17 protein-coding genes are annotated in these 18,876 nt (G+C 50.3%); 7 read left to right on the top strand and 10 right to left on the bottom strand.

The window, feature by feature from the left end:
* The 6 genes from rsxC to blr all read right to left on the bottom strand — a co-directional run.
* The coding region (gene rsxC, locus D9734_RS17785) for an electron transport complex subunit RsxC (protein ID WP_130209363.1) at positions 1 to 1,919 on the bottom strand (1,919 nt) is incomplete at its 3' end.
* Positions 1,912 to 2,490 carry an electron transport complex subunit RsxB gene (gene rsxB, locus D9734_RS17780; RefSeq protein WP_130209361.1) on the bottom strand — a complete coding sequence of 193 codons (579 nt, stop codon included), beginning with the start codon at positions 2,488 to 2,490 and terminating at the stop codon, positions 1,912 to 1,914. The genes rsxC and rsxB, both read right to left, overlap by 8 nt.
* Positions 2,490 to 3,071 (bottom strand): electron transport complex subunit RsxA, encoded by a 582-nt coding sequence (rsxA, locus tag D9734_RS17775; RefSeq protein ID WP_000133193.1) that lies wholly within the window; start codon positions 3,069 to 3,071, stop codon positions 2,490 to 2,492. Before rsxA ends, rsxB begins: the two co-directional genes overlap by 1 nt.
* Positions 3,072 to 3,147: 76 nt before the next feature.
* Entirely contained in the window at positions 3,148 to 3,588 is a 441-nt protein-coding gene (locus D9734_RS17770) for a DUF2569 domain-containing protein (protein WP_130209359.1), read from the bottom strand.
* 86 nt (positions 3,589 to 3,674) lie between these two features.
* Positions 3,675 to 3,890, bottom strand: a complete 216-nt coding sequence (gene ydgT / locus D9734_RS17765) for a transcription modulator YdgT (RefSeq protein ID WP_064530017.1) — start codon at positions 3,888 to 3,890, stop codon at positions 3,675 to 3,677.
* Between the two features lie 272 nt (positions 3,891 to 4,162).
* Positions 4,163 to 4,288: a division septum protein Blr gene (blr, locus tag D9734_RS17760; RefSeq protein WP_032147885.1), complete on the bottom strand. Its 126-nt coding sequence runs from the start codon at positions 4,286 to 4,288 to the stop codon at positions 4,163 to 4,165.
* 242 nt (positions 4,289 to 4,530) lie between these two features.
* On the opposite strand from blr, the gene D9734_RS17755 reads away from it, so the two are divergent.
* On the top strand, positions 4,531 to 5,571 hold the full coding sequence (locus D9734_RS17755; RefSeq protein WP_130209357.1) for an oxidoreductase: 1,041 nt from the start codon (positions 4,531 to 4,533) through the stop codon (positions 5,569 to 5,571).
* Between the two features lie 35 nt (positions 5,572 to 5,606).
* Here D9734_RS17755 and add read toward each other — a convergent pair whose 3' ends face one another.
* The 3 genes from add to malX all read right to left on the bottom strand — a co-directional run bounded on the left by add (position 5,607) and on the right by malX (position 9,486).
* The gene (gene add / locus D9734_RS17750) at positions 5,607 to 6,608 is read right to left on the bottom strand and encodes an adenosine deaminase (protein WP_130209355.1); all 1,002 of its coding nucleotides are present in this window, start codon (positions 6,606 to 6,608) and stop codon (positions 5,607 to 5,609) included.
* 103 nt (positions 6,609 to 6,711) lie between these two features.
* Positions 6,712 to 7,884 (bottom strand): bifunctional maltose regulon transcriptional repressor/cystathionine beta-lyase MalY, encoded by a 1,173-nt coding sequence (malY, locus tag D9734_RS17745; RefSeq protein ID WP_130209353.1) that lies wholly within the window; start codon positions 7,882 to 7,884, stop codon positions 6,712 to 6,714.
* 9 nt (positions 7,885 to 7,893) lie between these two features.
* On the bottom strand, positions 7,894 to 9,486 hold the full coding sequence (gene malX, locus D9734_RS17740) for a PTS maltose transporter subunit IICB (RefSeq protein ID WP_130209351.1): 1,593 nt from the start codon (positions 9,484 to 9,486) through the stop codon (positions 7,894 to 7,896).
* 174 nt (positions 9,487 to 9,660) lie between these two features.
* Here malX and malI point away from each other — a divergent pair, with 174 nt between their 5' ends.
* The 6 genes from malI to uidC all read left to right on the top strand — a co-directional run bounded on the left by malI (position 9,661) and on the right by uidC (position 17,259).
* On the top strand, positions 9,661 to 10,689 hold the full coding sequence (gene malI / locus D9734_RS17735) for a mal regulon transcriptional regulator MalI (RefSeq protein ID WP_130209349.1): 1,029 nt from the start codon (positions 9,661 to 9,663) through the stop codon (positions 10,687 to 10,689).
* Positions 10,690 to 10,800: 111 nt separating this feature from the next.
* On the top strand, positions 10,801 to 11,568 hold the full coding sequence (gene hdhA, locus D9734_RS17730) for a 7-alpha-hydroxysteroid dehydrogenase (protein WP_130209347.1): 768 nt from the start codon (positions 10,801 to 10,803) through the stop codon (positions 11,566 to 11,568).
* A 233-nt stretch (positions 11,569 to 11,801) separates the two neighbouring features.
* Positions 11,802 to 12,389 carry a DNA-binding transcriptional regulator UidR gene (uidR, locus tag D9734_RS17725; RefSeq protein WP_130209345.1) on the top strand — a complete coding sequence of 196 codons (588 nt, stop codon included), beginning with the start codon at positions 11,802 to 11,804 and terminating at the stop codon, positions 12,387 to 12,389.
* Positions 12,390 to 12,773: 384 nt separating this feature from the next.
* A complete protein-coding gene (uidA, locus tag D9734_RS17720; protein WP_130209343.1) occupies positions 12,774 to 14,585 on the top strand; it encodes a beta-glucuronidase in 1,812 nt (603 codons plus the stop codon).
* The gene (uidB, locus tag D9734_RS17715) at positions 14,582 to 15,955 is read left to right on the top strand and encodes a glucuronide transporter (protein WP_130209341.1); all 1,374 of its coding nucleotides are present in this window, start codon (positions 14,582 to 14,584) and stop codon (positions 15,953 to 15,955) included. The genes uidA and uidB overlap by 4 nt, the downstream gene beginning before the upstream one ends.
* A 38-nt stretch (positions 15,956 to 15,993) precedes the next feature.
* Complete coding sequence (uidC, locus tag D9734_RS17710; RefSeq protein WP_130209339.1) at positions 15,994 to 17,259, top strand: glucuronide uptake porin UidC; 1,266 nt, start codon at positions 15,994 to 15,996, stop codon at positions 17,257 to 17,259.
* 44 nt (positions 17,260 to 17,303) lie between these two features.
* On the opposite strand, the gene D9734_RS17705 is transcribed toward uidC, so the two are convergent.
* Entirely contained in the window at positions 17,304 to 18,812 is a 1,509-nt protein-coding gene (locus D9734_RS17705; protein WP_130209337.1) for a YdgA family protein, read from the bottom strand.
* Between the last annotated feature and the right edge of the window lie 64 nt (positions 18,813 to 18,876).

The raw sequence follows: 18,876 nt of genomic DNA, 5'->3' as shown, positions 1-18,876 counted from the left end.
GCCTGCTGCTGTTCCAGCTTGCGCGCTTTGGCACGGGCAATAGCGGCTTCAACGGCAGCTTTACGCGGATCAACCTGTTCCTGCGGTTCTTCGTTAGCAGGCTGTTGCTCCTGCTTGCGAGCTTTAGCACGGGCGATAGCCGCTTCGACGGCAGCTTTACGCGGGTCAACCTGTTCCTGCGGCTCTTCGTTAGCAGGCTGTTGCTCCTGCTTGCGTGCTTTGGCGCGAGCAATTGCGGCTTCCACTGCCGCTTTCCGCGGATCGGCAACGGTTGCGGCTTCGTTAGTCTGTTGCAATTCAGCCTGTTTCGCTCTGGCTTGCGCTTTACGCGCTTCCCGTGCCGCAATAATCGCGCTGTTATCCGGGCGTTCGCCAGCTTTTATCACAATAGGCTGTGTGGCTTGGGCCTGTTTTTCTTTTACGCGTGCCAGTGCGGCAGCAATCGCATCTTTGTCTTTGGCCGCAGGTTGAACCGCCGCGTTCTTGTGGCGTTCAAGACGTGCGGCTTTTTCACGTTCCAGACGTGCCTGACGAGCTTCAAAGCGCGCTTTTGCTTCGGCTGCGCGTTTTTCTTCCTGACGAATGGCGGCAATCTCGGCTTTTTCCTGACGGAAATATTGCACAAGAGGGATATTGCTTGGGCAAACCCACGCACAGGCCCCGCATTCAATACAATCGGCAATGTTATGTGTGGTGGCTTTATCGTGTTGCTGGCCTTTGCTGAACCAGTACAACTGTTGCGGCAGGAGATCTGCAGGGCAGGCATCAGCACAGGCGCTACAACGGATGCAGCTTTGTTCTTCCTGTGGTTCGCCAAGTTCATTGGCAGACGGTGCCAGTAAACAGTTGGTGATTTTTACGACCGGAACATCCAGCCACGGCAAGGTAAAGCCCATTAGCGGGCCGCCCATAATCACCATTTGATCGGCAGAAGGGCAGAATCCTGCATCGTTCAATAAATGACGGACCGGCGTACCCAGTCGTGCCCAGACGTTGCCGGGGCGTGCAATTGCTTCGCCAGTCAGCGTCACGACACGCTCGGTAATCGGCTCGCCATCAATAACGGCTCGTTTTACTGCGTAAGCCGTGCCGACGTTTTGCATTAACACGCCGATATCTGATGAACGACCGCCGTGTGGAACCTGCTTTCCGGTCAGGATGTAGGTTAACTGTTTGGCGCCGCCAGAGGGATATTTGGTCGGAATAACTCGCAGAGAAATATCGTGAGAATCCGCCAACACTGCACGCAGCATGGAAATTGCCTGCGGTTTGTTATCTTCAATTCCGATCAGAATTTCGCGTGGCTGTAGAATATGCCCAAGAATGCGAATACCTTCTACGACCTGGGCGGCGCAATCCTGCATCAAGCGGTCATCGGCGGTAATATACGGCTCGCATTCTGCGGCATTAATGATCAACGTTTCGATTTTATCGCCGCCGCCCTGCAATTTAACGCCAGTAGGGAAGCCAGCACCACCCAGTCCGGCGACGCCAAATTGATGAATGCGTTCGATTAATTCTTCCCGAGTGCGTGAGCGATAATCGGTCCAACCGTCACGTGGGATCCAGCAATCTTCCCCATCGGCATCAATAATCACGCTTAATTCAGCTAAAGCTGAAGGATGAGCCGTAGAGTGGGGCGCAATAGCCGTAACGGTACCAGACGTTGGTGCGTGAACCGGTAGCATTTTGCCGCGTCCACGGGTGAGTGGCTGTCCGCGCAGTACCTTATCACCAACGTTAACGCACAGCTCGCCTTCAGCACCAATATGCTGTTTCAGTGGAATAACAAATCGCTGCGCCAGCGGAACCTGGCGCAGGGGAGTACCGTTGGACTGAGTTTTCATCTCCGGTGGATGAATGCCGCCATCGAAGTCCCAGATTTTATTTTTTTTGAAAGCAGAGAATAACTTAAGCATGGTGTTCCACGGGAATGATGCGCACGGGAATGGTGTTCAGATCCCATTTCCAGCTGTCTGGCGTTTCTGCAACCGGTTGTAAGGAGATGCAATGCGTTGGGCATGGGTCTACACACAGATTACAACCTGTGCACAGATCGCTCATGACGGTATGCATTGCTCGGGTAGCGCCGACAATGGCGTCCACCGGACACGCCTGAATACACTTAGTGCAGCCAATACAGTTATTTTCATCGATAACCGCTACCATACGCGCAGGCGTCAACTCCTGCGCTTCGCCATCCAGCGGCTGTGGTTCGACGTTGAGCAACTCGGCAATTTTCAGCATGACTGCTTCGCCACCAGGGGCGCAGCGGTTGATTTTTTCACCGTTGCAACTGATAGCCTCCGCATACGGGCGACAGCCAGGATAACCGCATTGACCACACTGGCTCTGCGGTAAAATTTCGTCAATTTTCTCAACGACCGGATCGTCTTCCACCGCAAAACGGCGGGAGGCATAACCCAGAATGGCGCCAAACGCCAGGCCCAGCAGGCTGATGGCGGCAACGGCAATCCAGATAGCATTCATTACAACTTCACCAAACCACTAAAGCCCATAAAGGCCAGAGACATAAGACCTGCGGTAATCAGCGCAATGGCATTACCACGAAAAGGTGCCGGGACATCAGCCACAGCCAGGCGCTCGCGGATGGCTGCGAAAAGCACCATCACCAACGAGAAGCCGACAGCTGCTGAAAAACCGTACAGCGCCGACTGCAAGAAATTATGCCCGAGATTAATATTCAGCAACGCGACACCAAGCACCGCACAGTTGGTGGTAATAAGCGGCAGAAAAATCCCCAGCAGACGATAAAGCACCGGGCTGGTTTTACGCACCACCATCTCGGTGAACTGCACCACTACAGCGATCACTAAAATAAACGCTAACGTGCGCAGGTAAATCAGGTTGAGTGGAATCAAGATCCACGTGTCGATAAGCCAGGCGCAGATTGACGCCAGCGTCATCACAAATGTTGTTGCCAGCCCCATCCCCATTGCAGTTTCCAGCTTTTTGGAAACGCCCATAAACGGACAGAGGCCCAGAAACTTAACCAGTACAAAGTTATTGACCAGTACAGTTCCGACAAACAGTAACAGGTAGTCAGTCATTTTTCGGCCTGAAATAAAAAAGCCGCCTATTATCCGTTAATCCAGAGCAGGCGACAACAGGTTAACTGTAAGGTTATTACGGATTCACAAACGTCGCTTTGACCCGCAACGAGCGTTTGAAATAGGGGACTATCAATGCGGTTGCCAGCAAAGTGAACAACAACTGGCGCACGGCTACGCCATCTGCAACTGGCGAAAAAGCGAAGGTTTTAACAGCCAGTAATACGGAGATCAGTAGCCAGATAATATAGTGCTTAGGAACACAACGCCGACGTTTAAAGAAAGCGATGGTCAACCACAAAGTGTAATACCACATGGCGATGGCGGTAATAAAAGAAACGCCCCATAAGATTTGCGTTGTCAGTGCTTGTTCGCCGATCGTTTTATATGTTTGAGGAGAAGATAACGCTGCGGTATACAGTAACAGCGTCAGCGTCGTACTCAATAGAGCGACTAACAGCCAGGCCAAAGGGCCAAGCAACCAGCCTCCAATACGTTGTGGCGTTGTGGTGGTCATAGGTTCTCCAGAATAGCGACAGCAAACAGGCAAATCTAATTTTAGGGGCGTTATTATAAGGTTTTTATTATCAATCGCTACTTTCTTTATTGGACATAATGCCAGACGGACTTCGGCACCTGGCCCAGGTCAAACAAACGCCCGCCAGACACCAGCTCTGCGCGGCGGTGATCGGCGGCGCGATACATGTTGATAAGGTCCTGATCGTCCGTCAGTGTGTAATTAAGATGATCGTAGAGTTTTTCCAGGCTTTCGAGTGAACTGATTTTGCGAAATTTTAATAAGTAGTCCTGAACAGTCATAAAAGGCCCATAAAATAATTAATACCAAAGTGGTAGGTATTATATGTAATGATAAAACTTCACCAAAAGTGAACGCTTATGTAATAACAATAATAAGAATGTGCTGATGGTAAATATTCAGGGATGAAATACTGTCCTGAAAAGAGTAACGCGCTTTACTATCCCTGCCAATCGCCGACAACACACCACAAGATAATAAATTCCTGGTTTAATACCCGACAAGTTAAAACATGCATCCGGACGGGCTGCATGCTGTTCTGCAAGTGCAGGTATTACTTATGTTGTACTGGTGTACTCTGTTCTGGCGGCTGGTAGTTGTCAATGTGACTCGCCACGCCAAGGAGAATGACAGAAACGACAAGAACGATCCAACCTGTTAATTCAATAAGACGATTCATTACTGCCCACATCTATGTTGAGTGATCCATTAACTTCAGGGGGTAAATGTTACTTAGCAATAATTGCCCCAGCAAGATTTTTGCTGAGGTTTTTGCGATATTTAGCTTTTATCATTAGAAAATTCGCCATTTCTTTGACTTAAGTTAAATAACATCCCTTATTGCGGGCTGGTTATTAAACTGTTGAGAGAGGGTAAAGGATAGTGTCAAATAGCGATCGTACTTCTCTGAGAGGCAATGACATGAGCGACAACATCCGTGTTGGGTTGATTGGGTATGGTTATGCGAGCAAAACCTTCCATGCGCCCCTGATTGCGGGCACGCCCGGACTAGAACTGGCAGTAATTTCCAGCAGTGACGAAACAAAAGTAAAAGCCGACTGGCCAACAGTGACGGTTGTCTCTGAACCAAAGCATCTTTTTAATGATCCCAACATAGACTTGATTGTCATTCCCACACCAAATGATACCCATTTCCCGTTAGCCAAAGCGGCGCTTGAAGCGGGTAAACATGTTGTCGTCGACAAACCTTTTACCGTGACACTGTCACAAGCTCGAGAACTGGATGCGTTAGCAAAAAGTCTGGGTCGCGTATTGTCGGTGTTTCATAATCGTCGCTGGGATAGCGATTTTTTGACACTAAAAGGTTTGCTCGCGGAAGGCTCGCTGGGTGAAGTTGCGTACTTTGAGTCTCATTTTGACCGCTTTCGGCCGCAGGTGCGCGATCGCTGGCGTGAACAGGGCGGCCCTGGCAGCGGTATCTGGTACGATTTGGCACCGCATTTGCTCGATCAAGCTATTACGTTTTTTGGCTTACCCGTCAGTATGACGGTGGATTTAGCACAGTTGCGCCCAGGGGCGCAGTCGACTGATTATTTCCACGCCATTTTGTCCTACCCACAGCGGCGGGTCATTTTACACGGCACCATGTTGGCGGCAGCTGAGTCAGCACGTTATATCGTGCATGGCTCCCGTGGCAGCTATGTTAAATACGGCCTCGATCCGCAGGAAGATCGGTTGAAAAATGGTGAGCGTCTGCCGCAGGAAGACTGGGGCTACGATATGCGTGACGGTGTACTAACCCGTGTTGAAGGCGAGGAACGTGTTGAAGAAACGCTGTTGACCGTGCCGGGGAATTATCCGGCTTACTATGCTGCCATTCGTGATGCGTTGAATGGCGACGGTGAAAACCCGGTGCCAGCAAGTCAGGCCATTCAGGTAATGGAGTTGATTGAGCTGGGCATCGAGTCCGCCAAACATCGCTCGACTTTGTGCCTGGCTTGAAAAGGGGATGGTGCAATTAGCACCATCCATTTTTGTTACTTCGCTGCGACTGTTTCTCGCAGTGCGCGTTTTTCCTCTGCGCTGAGGAAAGCCATTTCCAGACCATTAATCTGCGCCTGGCGGATTTGCTCGCGAGATAAACCTGCAGCGGGCGCGGCAACGGTATATTCGTGAATGATATCGACGCCCTGAACACCCGGGTCGTCGGTGTTAATACTGGCGCAGATACCATGCTCAAGGAACGTTTTCAGCGGATGTGCCGCCAGAGATGCCACGGTACTGGTCTGAATATTGGAGGTCAGGCAGGATTCTATGCCAATTTGTTGCTCGGCGAGGAAATCCATCAGCGCCCGATCTTCAATGGCTTTTACGCCATGCCCAATGCGTTCAGCTCCCAGCTCACGAATGGCTTGCCAGATACTTTCTGCCCCGGCAGCTTCGCCTGCATGGACGGTAATATGCCAGCCTGCATCACGCGCGTGGTTGAAGTGAGAGAGGAACAAACTCCCCGGAAAACCAAGTTCATCACCGGCTAAATCCAGTGCGGTAATCTGATCACGGTGGGCTAAAAATGCCTCCAGCTCTTGCTGGCAGGCAGCTTCGCCAAAGGTCCGGCTCATAATGCCGATAAGTTTCGCCTGCACACCAAAGGTGCGGCAACCGTCACGTACGCCGTCAATAACGGCTTCGACAACGCCCGCAACAGGCAACTGATGCGTCATTGCCATATAACCTGGCGAAAAACGCAGTTCGACATAGTGCAGGCCGTTTCGGGCAGCATCTTCAATATTTTCAAACGCCACGCGACGGCATGCGTCGAGCGAGGCGAGAACTTTAACGCCCCAGTCAAGCTTAGTCAGAAAACTCACCAGATCGGGTTCGTTGGCAATGACCTGAACGTGTGGAATTAGCGTTTCCAGGGATTGTGCAGGTAGCGAGATATTATACTGGCGGCCAAGTTCAAGGATGGTCTGGGGACGAATGTTGCCATCAAGGTGGCGATGGATATCAGTTAATGGCAGGGTGGTATCAATCATGGTCGCACTCTTTTTCTGGATATAAAAGTGCGCACCATTATAAAAACAAAGCAGGGTAAAAATCTACGATTGCGCAACGATTATTTGCGTTGCGCAATCGCAATTAGCGTACAGCTCGGATGGCGTTAATTAATCCAGCGACACCTTTTTCCAGTTTAGAACGTGGGCATCCGGCATTGAGCCGAACAAAGCCACGGCCTTTTTCACCGTAGGTATATCCCGGCATGATTGCCACTTTTTCTTGTTCAATCAGGGCTTTTTGCAACGCGTTGTCATCAATGTTCAACGGACGTAAATCAAGCCATGCGAGATAAGTGGATTGGGGAATCTGCCAGTTGAGTTCAGGGAACGCGGCGTTCATCGTCTCTGCGATATACGTCAGGTTATCTTTCAGATAGACGCGTAAGGCATCAAGCCATGGCGCGCCTTGCTGATAGGCGGCGATATGGGCGGTTAACGCCAGTACCGCAGGGGAAGAAAGCCCATCACGGCTTTTCAGGGCCGATAAATACGCTTCACGGCTGTCGTTATTTTCAATAATCCCGTAAGCCCCGGTCAGAGCCGGAATATTGAAACTTTTCGAACCAGAAGTCAGTAGCGCCCAGTCGCCGCGAGCTACATTGCTCCAGGGAATATGCGGTTGCTCGCCCCATACCATATCCATATGGATTTCATCGGAGATAACGCGCACACCATAGCGTTCGCACAGGTCAGCCATTGTTTCCAGTTCATCGCAAGTCCAGACTTTACCTGTAGGATTCTGAGGGCTACACAGGAGCATAATTTTACACTCCGGTTTCGCCAACACGGCTTCCAGTTTACCCATATCGCAAAACCAACCATCAACCCGCTTCTCTAAAGCAACGGGCATCACGGTGCGCTGATTACCTTCAATGGCTTTGTAAAATGCGTCGTAGGCCGGGGTATGGATCACCACACCTTCACCGACAGCGGACCACTGACGAATCAGCTCCGACACCATATAGATAACGGAAGGGCCATATACCACCGACTGCGTATCAATGGCGGTGTAATGCTGTGTGGAAAACCAGTGGGCGATAGCCGCGAGAAATTCATCGTTTTTCCAGCGACTGTAGCCAAACACGCCGTGCATCAGGCGCTGGTTCAGCGCCTCGATAATGCAGGGAGCGGTGGCAAAATCCATGTCTGAAATCGTGAACGGTAACAGGTCAGCAGTGCCGAAACGGTCAGCGACATAATCCCACTGTGTGCACCATGTGCCATGACGATCCACGACCTTCGAAAAATCGAACATATCTTATCCTTATGCCTGAACAGTACGCATCAGACCGGCCATTTCATCTTTGACTGACTGAACTTGCGGCCCGATAACAACCTGCAGGTTATGTTGATTAAGTTGTACTACGCCAATTGCCCGATTGTCCTTCAGTGCCTGCACATTAACAAGGGACATATCTTTCACTGACAAACGCAGACGAGTAATGCAGTTATCGAGGCTGACAATATTGTCGGCACCGCCTAAGGCTTCGAGGATTGCCGGAACGTTGTAACCTGATTTACCAGGCGTACCGGCAACGGCTTTTTCGATTGAGCTGGCAATTTCGCTATCGCGGCCAGGGGTTTTCAAATTGAAGCGGGTGATAGCGAAACGGAAGATGACGTAGTAAACAACAAACCAGATTGCCGCCACCACTGGCACCATGTACCACTTGGTTGACAGTCCATGCAGAATACCGAACACCACAAAGTCGATGATATTGCCGTCGGTATTACCGATGGTGACACCGAGCACAGACATGACGGTGAAGCCGAGGCCGGTTAACAGCGCGTGGATGACATACAGAACTGGCGCTACGAACAGGAACAGGAATTCCAGCGGTTCGGTAGTGCCGCCAACGACACAGGCGATCAGGCCAGAAATCAGCAGGCCTTTAATTTTATGGCGATTTTCCGGGCGCGCACAGTGATACATAGCTAACGCTGCACCTGGCAGACCGCCGAGGAATGCAGGCATTTTGCCCTGCGAGAGGAAACGCGTGGCGCTTTCAGAAAAACCGTGAGTGGTCGGGCAACTCAATTGCGCCTGGAAGATGGTTAGTGCGCCGCTGACGGTTTGACCGCAGACTTCCTGCGTGCCGCCTGCGTCGGTAAAGCGAATTAATGCCACCAGAATGTGATGCAGACCAAATGGTAACAGCAGACGCTCACCCGTACCAAACAGCATAGGTCCGAAATCACCCGCGCTGTTAATCATATGACCTAATCCACTAATGCCCATGGCGAAGATCGGCCAGACCAATGGAATCACCAGACCGACAAGGCCCATCACCAGCGAGGAGATGATTGGCACGAAGCGCGTACCGCCGAAGAATGCCAGCGCATCCGGCAGGCGGATATTATGGAAACGTTCATGCAGCATCCAGACGATAATACCGGCGATCACCGCACCGAGGATCCCGGTGTCGAACGACTGGATCCCAAGAATGCTTTGAATGTTATTGGCTTTCAGCACAGCAGCATCGGTGGTCGGCAGAATGCCTTTATTGGTCAACCAGAAGTTCACCGCCAGGTTCATTACCGCGTAACCAACAAAACCAGCGAACGCCGCGACGCCTTTGTTTTCGCGCGCCAGACCCAGTGGGATGGCGATACAGAACATCACTGGCAGGAAACTAAACGCGAACGAACCAACCTTACTCATCCAGGTAAAGATGGCCTGCAACACAGGATTACCCAATGCCGGGATCAGTGTGATGACATCGTGGCTACTAAGGGAACTGCCAATCCCCAACATAATGCCGCAGAACGACAGTAATGCGACAGGCAACATAAAGGTTTTGCCTAGCTGCTGGAAGAATTCCCACAGCGTAACTTTCGGTGCTGCTTTCGCCGTCATAAAACGACTCCTCGTAGAGAACAATCTGGATTCAGTAAATTGCGCGAGAAGATAAAACGTTTTATCAAATTTTAGTGAGGCATAAATCACATTACGCAACGATAATAGCGGGTATAAGATAAATAAAAGGTAAAACGTTTTATCTGTCACAAAATCAGGGAGTAGGTCATCTGCATGGCTACCGCCAAAAAAATCACCATTCATGATGTTGCGCTGGCTGCGGGCGTGTCGGTCAGTACTGTTTCGCTGGTGCTAAGTGGCAAAGGGCGAATATCTACCGCTACAGGGGAACGGGTTAACGCCGCCATTGAAGAACTGGGGTTTGTGCGCAATCGCCAGGCGTCGGCACTACGCGGCGGGCAGAGTGGTGTGGTTGGCTTAATTGTGCGTGACTTGTCTGCGCCGTTTTACGCTGAATTAACAGCCGGGCTGACGGAGGCACTGGAAGCGCAGGGGCGAATGGTTTTTTTGCTCCACGGCGGTAAAGACGGCGAGCAACTGACCCAGCGCTTTTCACTGCTACTGAACCAGGGCGTCGATGGCGTCGTCATTGCCGGTGCGGCGGGTAGCAGTGATGACCTGCGGCGCATGGCAGAAGAAAAAGGTATCCCGGTGATTTTCGCTTCCCGAGCCAGTTATCTTGATGATGTTGATACTGTTCGCCCGGATAACATGCAGGCAGCGCAGTTATTGACGGAGCATCTCATTCGCAATGGACACCAGCGTATTGCCTGGCTGGGAGGGCAAAGTTCCTCTTTAACCCGGGCGGAACGAGTGGGTGGCTATTGCGCGACACTATTAAAATTCAGCCTGCCGTTTCACAGTGATTGGGTACTGGAGTGTGCCTCGAGTCAGAAGCAAGCTGCGGAAGCCATTACGGCGCTTTTGCGTCATAACCCGACCATCAGCGCCGTGGTTTGTTACAACGAAACCATTGCAATGGGGGCATGGTTTGGCTTGCTGAAAGCTGGACGACAAAGTGGCGAAAGTGGCGTCGATCGTTACTTTGAACAACAGGTTTCACTGGCGGCATTTACCGATTCGACGTCAACTGCACTTGATGATATACCCGTTACCTGGGCCAGCACGCCTGCGCGGGAACTTGGTACGACACTTGCGGATCGCATGATGCAAAAAATCACCCATGAAGAGACGCATTCACGTAATCTTATTATTCCCGCCCGGCTCATTGCGGCGAAATAATCCTCTCTTTATCTGCTATACCTGGTAGTGTCCTTTCCTCAAGGTTAATGATAAAAAATGTGGCACACAGGCGGTGCCTTTTATTTTTACTGAAGTTCACAGGAGGTTTATGTGTTTAATTCTGACAACCTGAGACTCGACGGAAAATGCGCCATCATTACAGGTGCGGGTGCAGGTATTGGTAAAGAAATCGCCATTACGTTCGCGACAGCTGGCGCATCTGTAGTGGTCAGTGATATTAACGCCGATGCAGCTAATCATGTTGTAGATGAAATTCAACAGTTGGGTGGGCAGGCATTTGCCTGGCGCTGTGATATTACTTCCGAACAGGAGTTATCTGCTCTGGCAGGCTTTGCCATCAGTAAGCTGGGCAAAGTTGATATTCTGGTTAACAATGCTGGTGGTGGTGGTCCTAAACCGTTTGATATGCCAATGGCGGATTTCCGCCGCGCTTATGAACTGAATGTGTTTTCTTTTTTCCGTCTGTCACAACTCATTGCGCCTGAAATGGAAAAAAATGGCGGAGGCGTTATTTTGACCATCACATCTATGGCGGCAGAAAATAAAAATAAAAACATGACCTCCTATGCGTCATCTAAAGCGGCGGCCAGCCATCTGGTCAGGAATATGGCGTTTGACCTGGGTGAAAAAAATATTCGGGTGAATGGCATAGCGCCTGGGGCAATATTAACTGATGCCCTGAAATCCGTTATTACACCAGAAATTGAACAGAAAATGTTGCAGCACACGCCAATCAGGCGTCTGGGCCAACCGCAAGATATTGCCAACGCGGCGCTATTCCTCTGTTCACCAGCTGCCAGCTGGATAAGCGGGCAAATACTCACCGTCTCCGGCGGTGGGGTACAGGAACTTAATTAATAAGCTAACAGGTCGGTAAACAACCGAGTGAGTGTTGTTTACCGACACCGCTTGTCGAGTAGGGATAAGCCTCCACCAGACAACTGGTAGCCAAATTCCGCCTGTTGGTTGACCAATTATCGTGCAAATAGTAAACGAAACGGGTGTACCTTCGCACAATTCAACTGCAATGATAGGCGCTCACCGGACAACGCGGTAAACTAGTTATTCATGCTAACTATATTGGTTTAACGATGGATAACATGCAAACTGAAGCACAACCGACACGGACCCGGATCCTCAATGCTGCCAGAGAGATTTTTTCAGAAAATGGATTTCACAGTGCCTCAATGAAAGCCATCTGTAAATCCTGCGCTATCAGTCCCGGGACGCTTTATCACCACTTCATTTCGAAAGAAGCCTTGATTCAGGCGATTATTCTCCAGGACCAGGAGAGGGCGTTGGCCCGCTTCCGGGAACCGATTGAAGGGATCCATTTCGTTGACTATATGGTCGAGTCGATAGTCTCTCTCACTCATGAAGCCTTTGGACAACGAGCGCTGGTGGTCGAAATTATGGCAGAAGGGATGCGCAATCCACAGGTTGCCACCATGCTTAAGAATAAACATCTGACCATCACGGAATGTATTGCCCAGCGCATGAGGGATGCCCAGCAAAAAGGCGAGATAAGCCCTGACATTAACACGGCAATGACCTCTCGTTTACTGCTGGATCTGACCTATGGCGTGCTGGCCGATATCGAAGCGGAAGACCTGGCGCGAGAAGCGTTATTTGCCCAGGGGCTACGTGCGATGATTGGCGGTATCTTGACCGCATCCTGATCCTCACTTTCTGCGGGCCGGTGAAGAGAGTGCCCGCGTTCAATGCCTCAACACAGCTGAACAAAAAACGTTCTCACCTGGTCGAAAAATCCCACTAAAACATTCGTCGAAACCATATGTCATGGGAATTTATCGTTTTATAAGCAATCGAACGAGCGTTCGATTGCTTATTTTGTGTCTTCTGTCAACGCTGTTTTAAAGATTAATGCGATCCATATCACGCTGTGGGTATTGCAGTTTTTGGTTTTTTGATCGCGGTGCCAGTTCTTTTTATTTCCATTTCTCTTCCATGGGTTTCTCACAGATAACTGTGTTCAACACAGAATTGGTCAACTAATCAGATTAAAGGTTGACCAGTATTTTTATCTTAATGAGGAGTCCCTTATGTTACGTCCTGTAGAAACCCCAACTCGTGAAATCAAAAAACTCGACGGCCTGTGGGCATTCAGCCTGGATCGGGAAAACTGTGGAATCTCTCAGCGTTGGTGGGAAAGCGCATTACAAGAAAGCCGGGCAATTGCTGTGCCGGGCAGTTTTAACGATCAGTTCGCCGATGCAGATATTCGTAATTATGTGGGCAACGTCTGGTATCAGCGCGAAGTCTTTATACCGAAAGGTTGGACGGGCCAGCGTATCGTCCTGCGTTTCGATGCGGTCACTCATTACGGCAAAGTGTGGGTAAATAATCAGGAAGTGATGGAGCATCAGGGCGGCTATACGCCGTTTGAAGCCGATGTCACGCCGTATGTTATTGCCGGGAAAAGTGTACGTATTACCGTTTGTGTGAACAACGAACTGAACTGGCAGACTATCCCGCCGGGAATGGTGATTACCGACGAAAACGGCAAGAAAAAGCAGTCTTACTTCCATGATTTCTTTAACTACGCCGGGATCCATCGCAGCGTAATGCTCTACACCACACCGAACACCTGGGTGGGCGATATCACCGTGGTGACGCATGTCGCGCAAGACTGTAACCACGCGTCTATTGACTGGCAGGTGATGGCAAATGGTGATGTCAGCGTTGAACTGCGTGATGCAGATCAACAGGTTGTTGCAACTGGACAAGGCACCAGCGGGACTTTGCAAGTGGTGAATCCGCACCTCTGGCAACCGGGTGAAGGTTATCTCTATGAACTGTGCGTCACAGCCAAAAGCCAGACAGAGTGTGATATCTACCCGCTACGCGTCGGCATCCGGTCAGTGGCAGTGAAGGGCGAACAGTTCCTGATCAACCACAAACCGTTCTACTTCACTGGTTTTGGTCGTCATGAAGATGCGGATTTACGCGGTAAAGGATTCGATAACGTGCTGATGGTGCACGATCACGCATTGATGGACTGGATTGGTGCCAACTCTTACCGTACCTCGCATTACCCTTACGCTGAAGAGATGCTCGACTGGGCTGATGAAAATGGCATTGTGGTGATTGATGAAACTGCTGCCGTCGGCTTTAACCTCTCTTTAGGCATTGGATTTGAAGCGGGTAACAAGCCAAAAGAACTCTACAGCGAAGAGGCCGTCAACGGGGAAACTCAGCAGGCGCACTTACAGGCGATTAAAGAGCTGATTGCGCGTGACAAAAACCACCCCAGCGTGGTGATGTGGAGTATTGCCAACGAACCGGATACCCGTCCGCAAGGTGCACGGGAATATTTCGCACCACTGGCGGAAGCAACGCGTAAACTCGACCCGACGCGACCGATCACCTGCGTCAATGTAATGTTCTGCGACGCTCACACCGATACCATCAGCGATCTCTTTGATGTGCTGTGCCTGAATCGTTATTACGGTTGGTATGTCCAAAGCGGCGATTTGGAAACGGCAGAGAAGGTACTGGAAAAAGAACTGCTTGCCTGGCAAGAGAAACTGCATCAGCCGATTATCATCACCGAATACGGCGTAGATACGTTAGCGGGTCTGCACTCGATGTACACCGACATGTGGAGTGAAGAGTATCAGTGTGCATGGCTGGATATGTATCACCGCGTCTTTGATCGCGTCAGCGCCGTCGTCGGTGAACAGGTATGGAACTTCGCTGATTTTGCGACCTCGCAGGGCATTATGCGCGTTGGCGGCAACAAGAAAGGGATCTTCACCCGCGACCGCAAACCGAAATCGGCGGCTTTCCTGCTGCAAAAACGCTGGACTGGCATGAATTTCGGTGAAAAACCGCAGCAGGGAGGCAAACAATGAATCAACAACTCTCCTGGCGCACCATCGTCGGCTACAGCCTCGGTGACGTCGCCAATAACTTCGCCTTCGCAATGGGGGCGCTCTTCCTGTTGAGTTACTACACCGACGTCGCAGGCGTCGGTGCCGCTGCGGCGGGCACCATGCTGTTACTGGTGCGGGTATTCGATGCCTTTGCCGACGTCCTGGCCGGGCGAGTAGTGGACAGTGTGAATACCCGCTGGGGAAAATTCCGCCCATTTTTACTCTTCGGCACAGCGCCGTTAATGATCTTCAGCGTACTGGTATTCTGGGTGCCGACCGACTGGAGCCATAGCAGCAAAGTGGTGTATGCATATTTGACCTACATGGGCCTCGGGCTTTGCTACAGCCTGGTGAATATTCCTTATGGTTCACTTGCTACCGCGATGACCCAACAACCACAATCCCGCGCCCGTCTGGGCGCGGCTCGCGGGATTGCCGCTTCATTGACCTTTGTCTGCCTGGCATTTCTGATAGGACCGAGCATTAAGAACTCCAGCCCGGAGGAGATGGTGTCGGTATACCATTTCTGGACGATTGTGCTGGCGATGGCCGGAATGGTGCTTTACTTCATCTGCTTTAAATCGACGCGTGAAAATGTGGTGCGTATTGTGGCGCAGCCTTCGTTGAAGATCAGTCTGCAAACGCTGAAACGGAATCGTCCGCTGTTTATGTTGTGCATCGGAGCGCTGTGTGTGCTGATTTCGACCTTCGCTGTTAGCGCCTCGTTGTTGTTCTATGTGCGCTATGTGTTGAATGATACCGGCTTGTTCACCGTACTGGTGCTGGTGCAAAACCTGGTCGGTACCGTGGCATCGGCACCGCTGGTGCCGGGGATGGTCGCCAGAATCGGTAAAAAGAATACCTTCCTGATTGGTGCTCTGCTGGGAACCTGTGGTTATCTGCTGTTCTTCTGGGTTTCCGTCTGGTCGCTGCCGGTGGCACTGGTCGCATTAGCCATCGCTTCAATTGGTCAGGGGATTACCATGACCGTGATGTGGGCGCTGGAAGCTGATACCGTAGAATACGGTGAATACCTGACCGGTGTGCGGATTGAAGGACTTACCTATTCGCTATTCTCATTTACGCGCAAATGTGGACAAGCAATCGGTGGCTCAATTCCTGCGTTTATTTTGGGATTAAGCGGATATATTGCCAATCAGGTGCAAACACCGGAAGTTATTATGGGGATCCGCACATCAATTGCCTTAGTACCCTGCGGGTTTATGCTACTGGCATTTATAATAATCTGGTTTTATCCGCTCACGGATAAAAAATTCAAAGAAATCGTAGTTGAAATTGATAATCGCAAACAAATGCAGCAGCAATTAATCAGCGATATCACTAATTAATATCCCATAAAAATAATCAGAACATCAAAGGTGCAACTATGAGAAAAATAGTGGCCATAGCCGTTATTTCCCTTACGGCAGCCTCTGGCCTTACCACCGCTTACGCTGCACAACTGGCTGACGATGAAGCGGGACTACGCATCAGACTGAAAAATGAATTGCGCAGGGCCGACAAGCCCAGTGCTGGCACGGGAAGAGACATTTACGCATGGGTACAGGGAGGATTACTCGATTTTAATAGTGGCTATTATTCTAATATTATTGGTGTCGAAGGTGGGGCGTATTATGTTTATAAATTAGGTGCTCGCGCTGATATGAGTACCCGATGGTATCTTGATGGTGATAAAAGTTTTGGCTTTGCCCTAGGGGCAGTAAAAATAAAACCCAGTGAAAATAGCCTGCTTAAATTAGGTCGCTTCGGAACAGATTATAGTTATGGCAGCTTACCTTATCGTATTCCGTTAATTGCTGGTAGTTCGCAACGGACATTGCCGACTGTTTCCGAAGGGGCGTTAGGTTACTGGGCTTTAACGCCAAATATTGAATTGTGGGGAATGTGGCGTTCACGAGTATTTTTATGGACCGATTCAACAACCGGTATTCGTGATGAAGGGGTTTATAACAGCCAGACGGGAAAATACGATAAACATCGCGCACGTTCTTTTTTAGCCGCCAGTTGGCATGATGATACCAGTCGCTATTCTCTGGGGGCATCGGTACAGAAAGATGTTTCCAATCAGATACAAAGTATTCTCGAGAAAAGCATACCGCTCGACCCGAATTATACGTTGAAAGGGGAGTTGCTCGGCTTTTATGCGCAACTCGAAGGTTTAAGTCGTAATACCAGCCAGCCCAATGAAACGGCGTTGGTTAGTGGACAATTGACCTGGATCGCGCCGTGGGGAAGCGTATTTGGCAGTGGCGGTTATTTGCGTCATGCGATGAATGGAGCCGTAGTGGACACCGACATTGGCTATCCCTTTTCATTAAGTCTTGATCGTAACCGCGAAGGAATGCAGTCCTGGCAATTGGGCGTCAATTATCGTTTAACCCCGCAATTTACGCTGACATTTGCACCGATTGTGACCCGCGGCTATGAATCCAGTAAACGAGACGTGCGGATTGAAGGCGCGGGTATCTTAGGTGGTGTGAACTATCGGGTTAGCGAAGGGCCGCTACAAGGGATGAATTTCTTTCTTGCAGCCGATAAAGGGCGTGAAAAGCGCAACGGCAGCGCGTTTGGCGATCGCTTGAATTACTGGGATGTGAAAATGAGCATTCAGTATGACTTTATGCTGAAGTGAGAAAAAACGCCGGAGTGAAAATTCTCCGGCGTTTTGGCCGTGAATTACTGCTGCGGAATTGCCGGTACAGCCGGAACGTTAAGAGCTGGCATCGCAAACATGCCAACAAAATCTTCTAACGACATTTTCTGTCCGTTTAACGTGATCTGACCGTTAGCATATTGCAGGCTGGTGGTGATGGTATTGTCCTGCAAGGTGGTCAGACGGAACATCTGGCCCATTGCTGACGCACCTTCAACTTGCTGTTTCGCCAGTTTTTTCGCTTGATCTTCCTGATATCCTTCCAGCTTCGCTACCTGAGTCATCAGTTCAGTTGCCATATCCACCGGAATGGTCAGTTTCGCATCCAGAGATTTAACCGAGCGGTCTACTTCCTGCGCCAGCGTTTGCGGCGCTTCTTTAGTCGTTGCCGGATCTTTCAGGAACAGCGACAGATTCAGCGCACTTTCACCCTGACTGTTTTTCCAGCTCAGTGGTGCGATAGTAATCACCGGATCGCCTTTCAACATCAGCGGCAGGGCGCTAAAGAAGGCTTCCGTCACTTTCTCCTGATAAAGTTCGGGATTGTTGGCAATTTCTGGCTGTGACAGCAGCGCCTGAGTTTGCGCGTTATATTGCTGGCTAAACTGATGCCAGGCTTCGCCATCAATTTGGCCGACTTTTAAAGTCAGCTTGCCACTGCCCAGATCCTGATTCTGAACCTTCAGGCTATTTAGCGAGTAATCCAGTTGGCTATTGATCGTTTTCCCGTCATTGACCAGATCCGATTTACCGCTGATCTCCATGCCTTCCAGCAATGCCAGCTCTTTGCCTTCCACTGAAATGGTCATTTTTTCCAGCGAGACTTTTTGATTGCCCACGCGTTCACCAAAACTTGCCAGTGAGCTGGAACCGTCAGTTTTCAGATTATTAAAGGTCAACTGCACTTTCTGGTTGTATTCGTTAACCGCATCCACCCGACCGCTTTGTGCTTCCCCTGACAGGGAGATGGCTTTGCCGTCTCTGTCAGCATTTAACTGGAACTCGCCGCCGCTAAAGGCGACTTTTTCATCCTTTTGCTCGTAATTCAGGGGCTTGAGCGAAATATCGGAACTGGAATCACCGCTGTAACCAATGCGGGAGTTAATCTCAAAAGGCGTTTCACCTTTTGCCATATCAAACAGTGGTTTGCTTACTTCATTATTGACCAGCGTGGTTTGAATTGATGCCATCGACGGAATCAGGTTCAGTTTTTTAAGCTGGGCAAGGGGGAAGGGACCATGATCAACCGATTCGTTGAAGATGACGCTCTGACCGCTTTTAATCCACGGATTTTCTTTCCCGGCAATGGGTTTCACCACCAGTTGCAACTGGCTGCTGAATACGCCGCGATGATAGTTTTGATAACTCACTTCCAGGTTGGATTCAGGAGCTGTTAGTTTGAGTTGCGCGTTCGCCTGCGCGACCATGTCTTCGAGATGGGTTTCAATCTTCTTGCCTGTGTACCATGCGCCGCCTGTCCAGACTACGCCGAGCGCAACAATGACGCCTACCGCTACCAGCGATTTATTCATAATGATTATCCATAAAATAAAATCAGGCGGACTGGCCGCCTGAAGGTGTTATAAGCCTTTAATA

This window comes from Escherichia sp. E14S1 (genome assembly GCF_004211995.1).
Taxonomy (GTDB): Bacteria; Pseudomonadota; Gammaproteobacteria; order Enterobacterales; family Enterobacteriaceae; genus Escherichia.
This window is presented reverse-complemented; position numbering and strand designations above follow the sequence as displayed.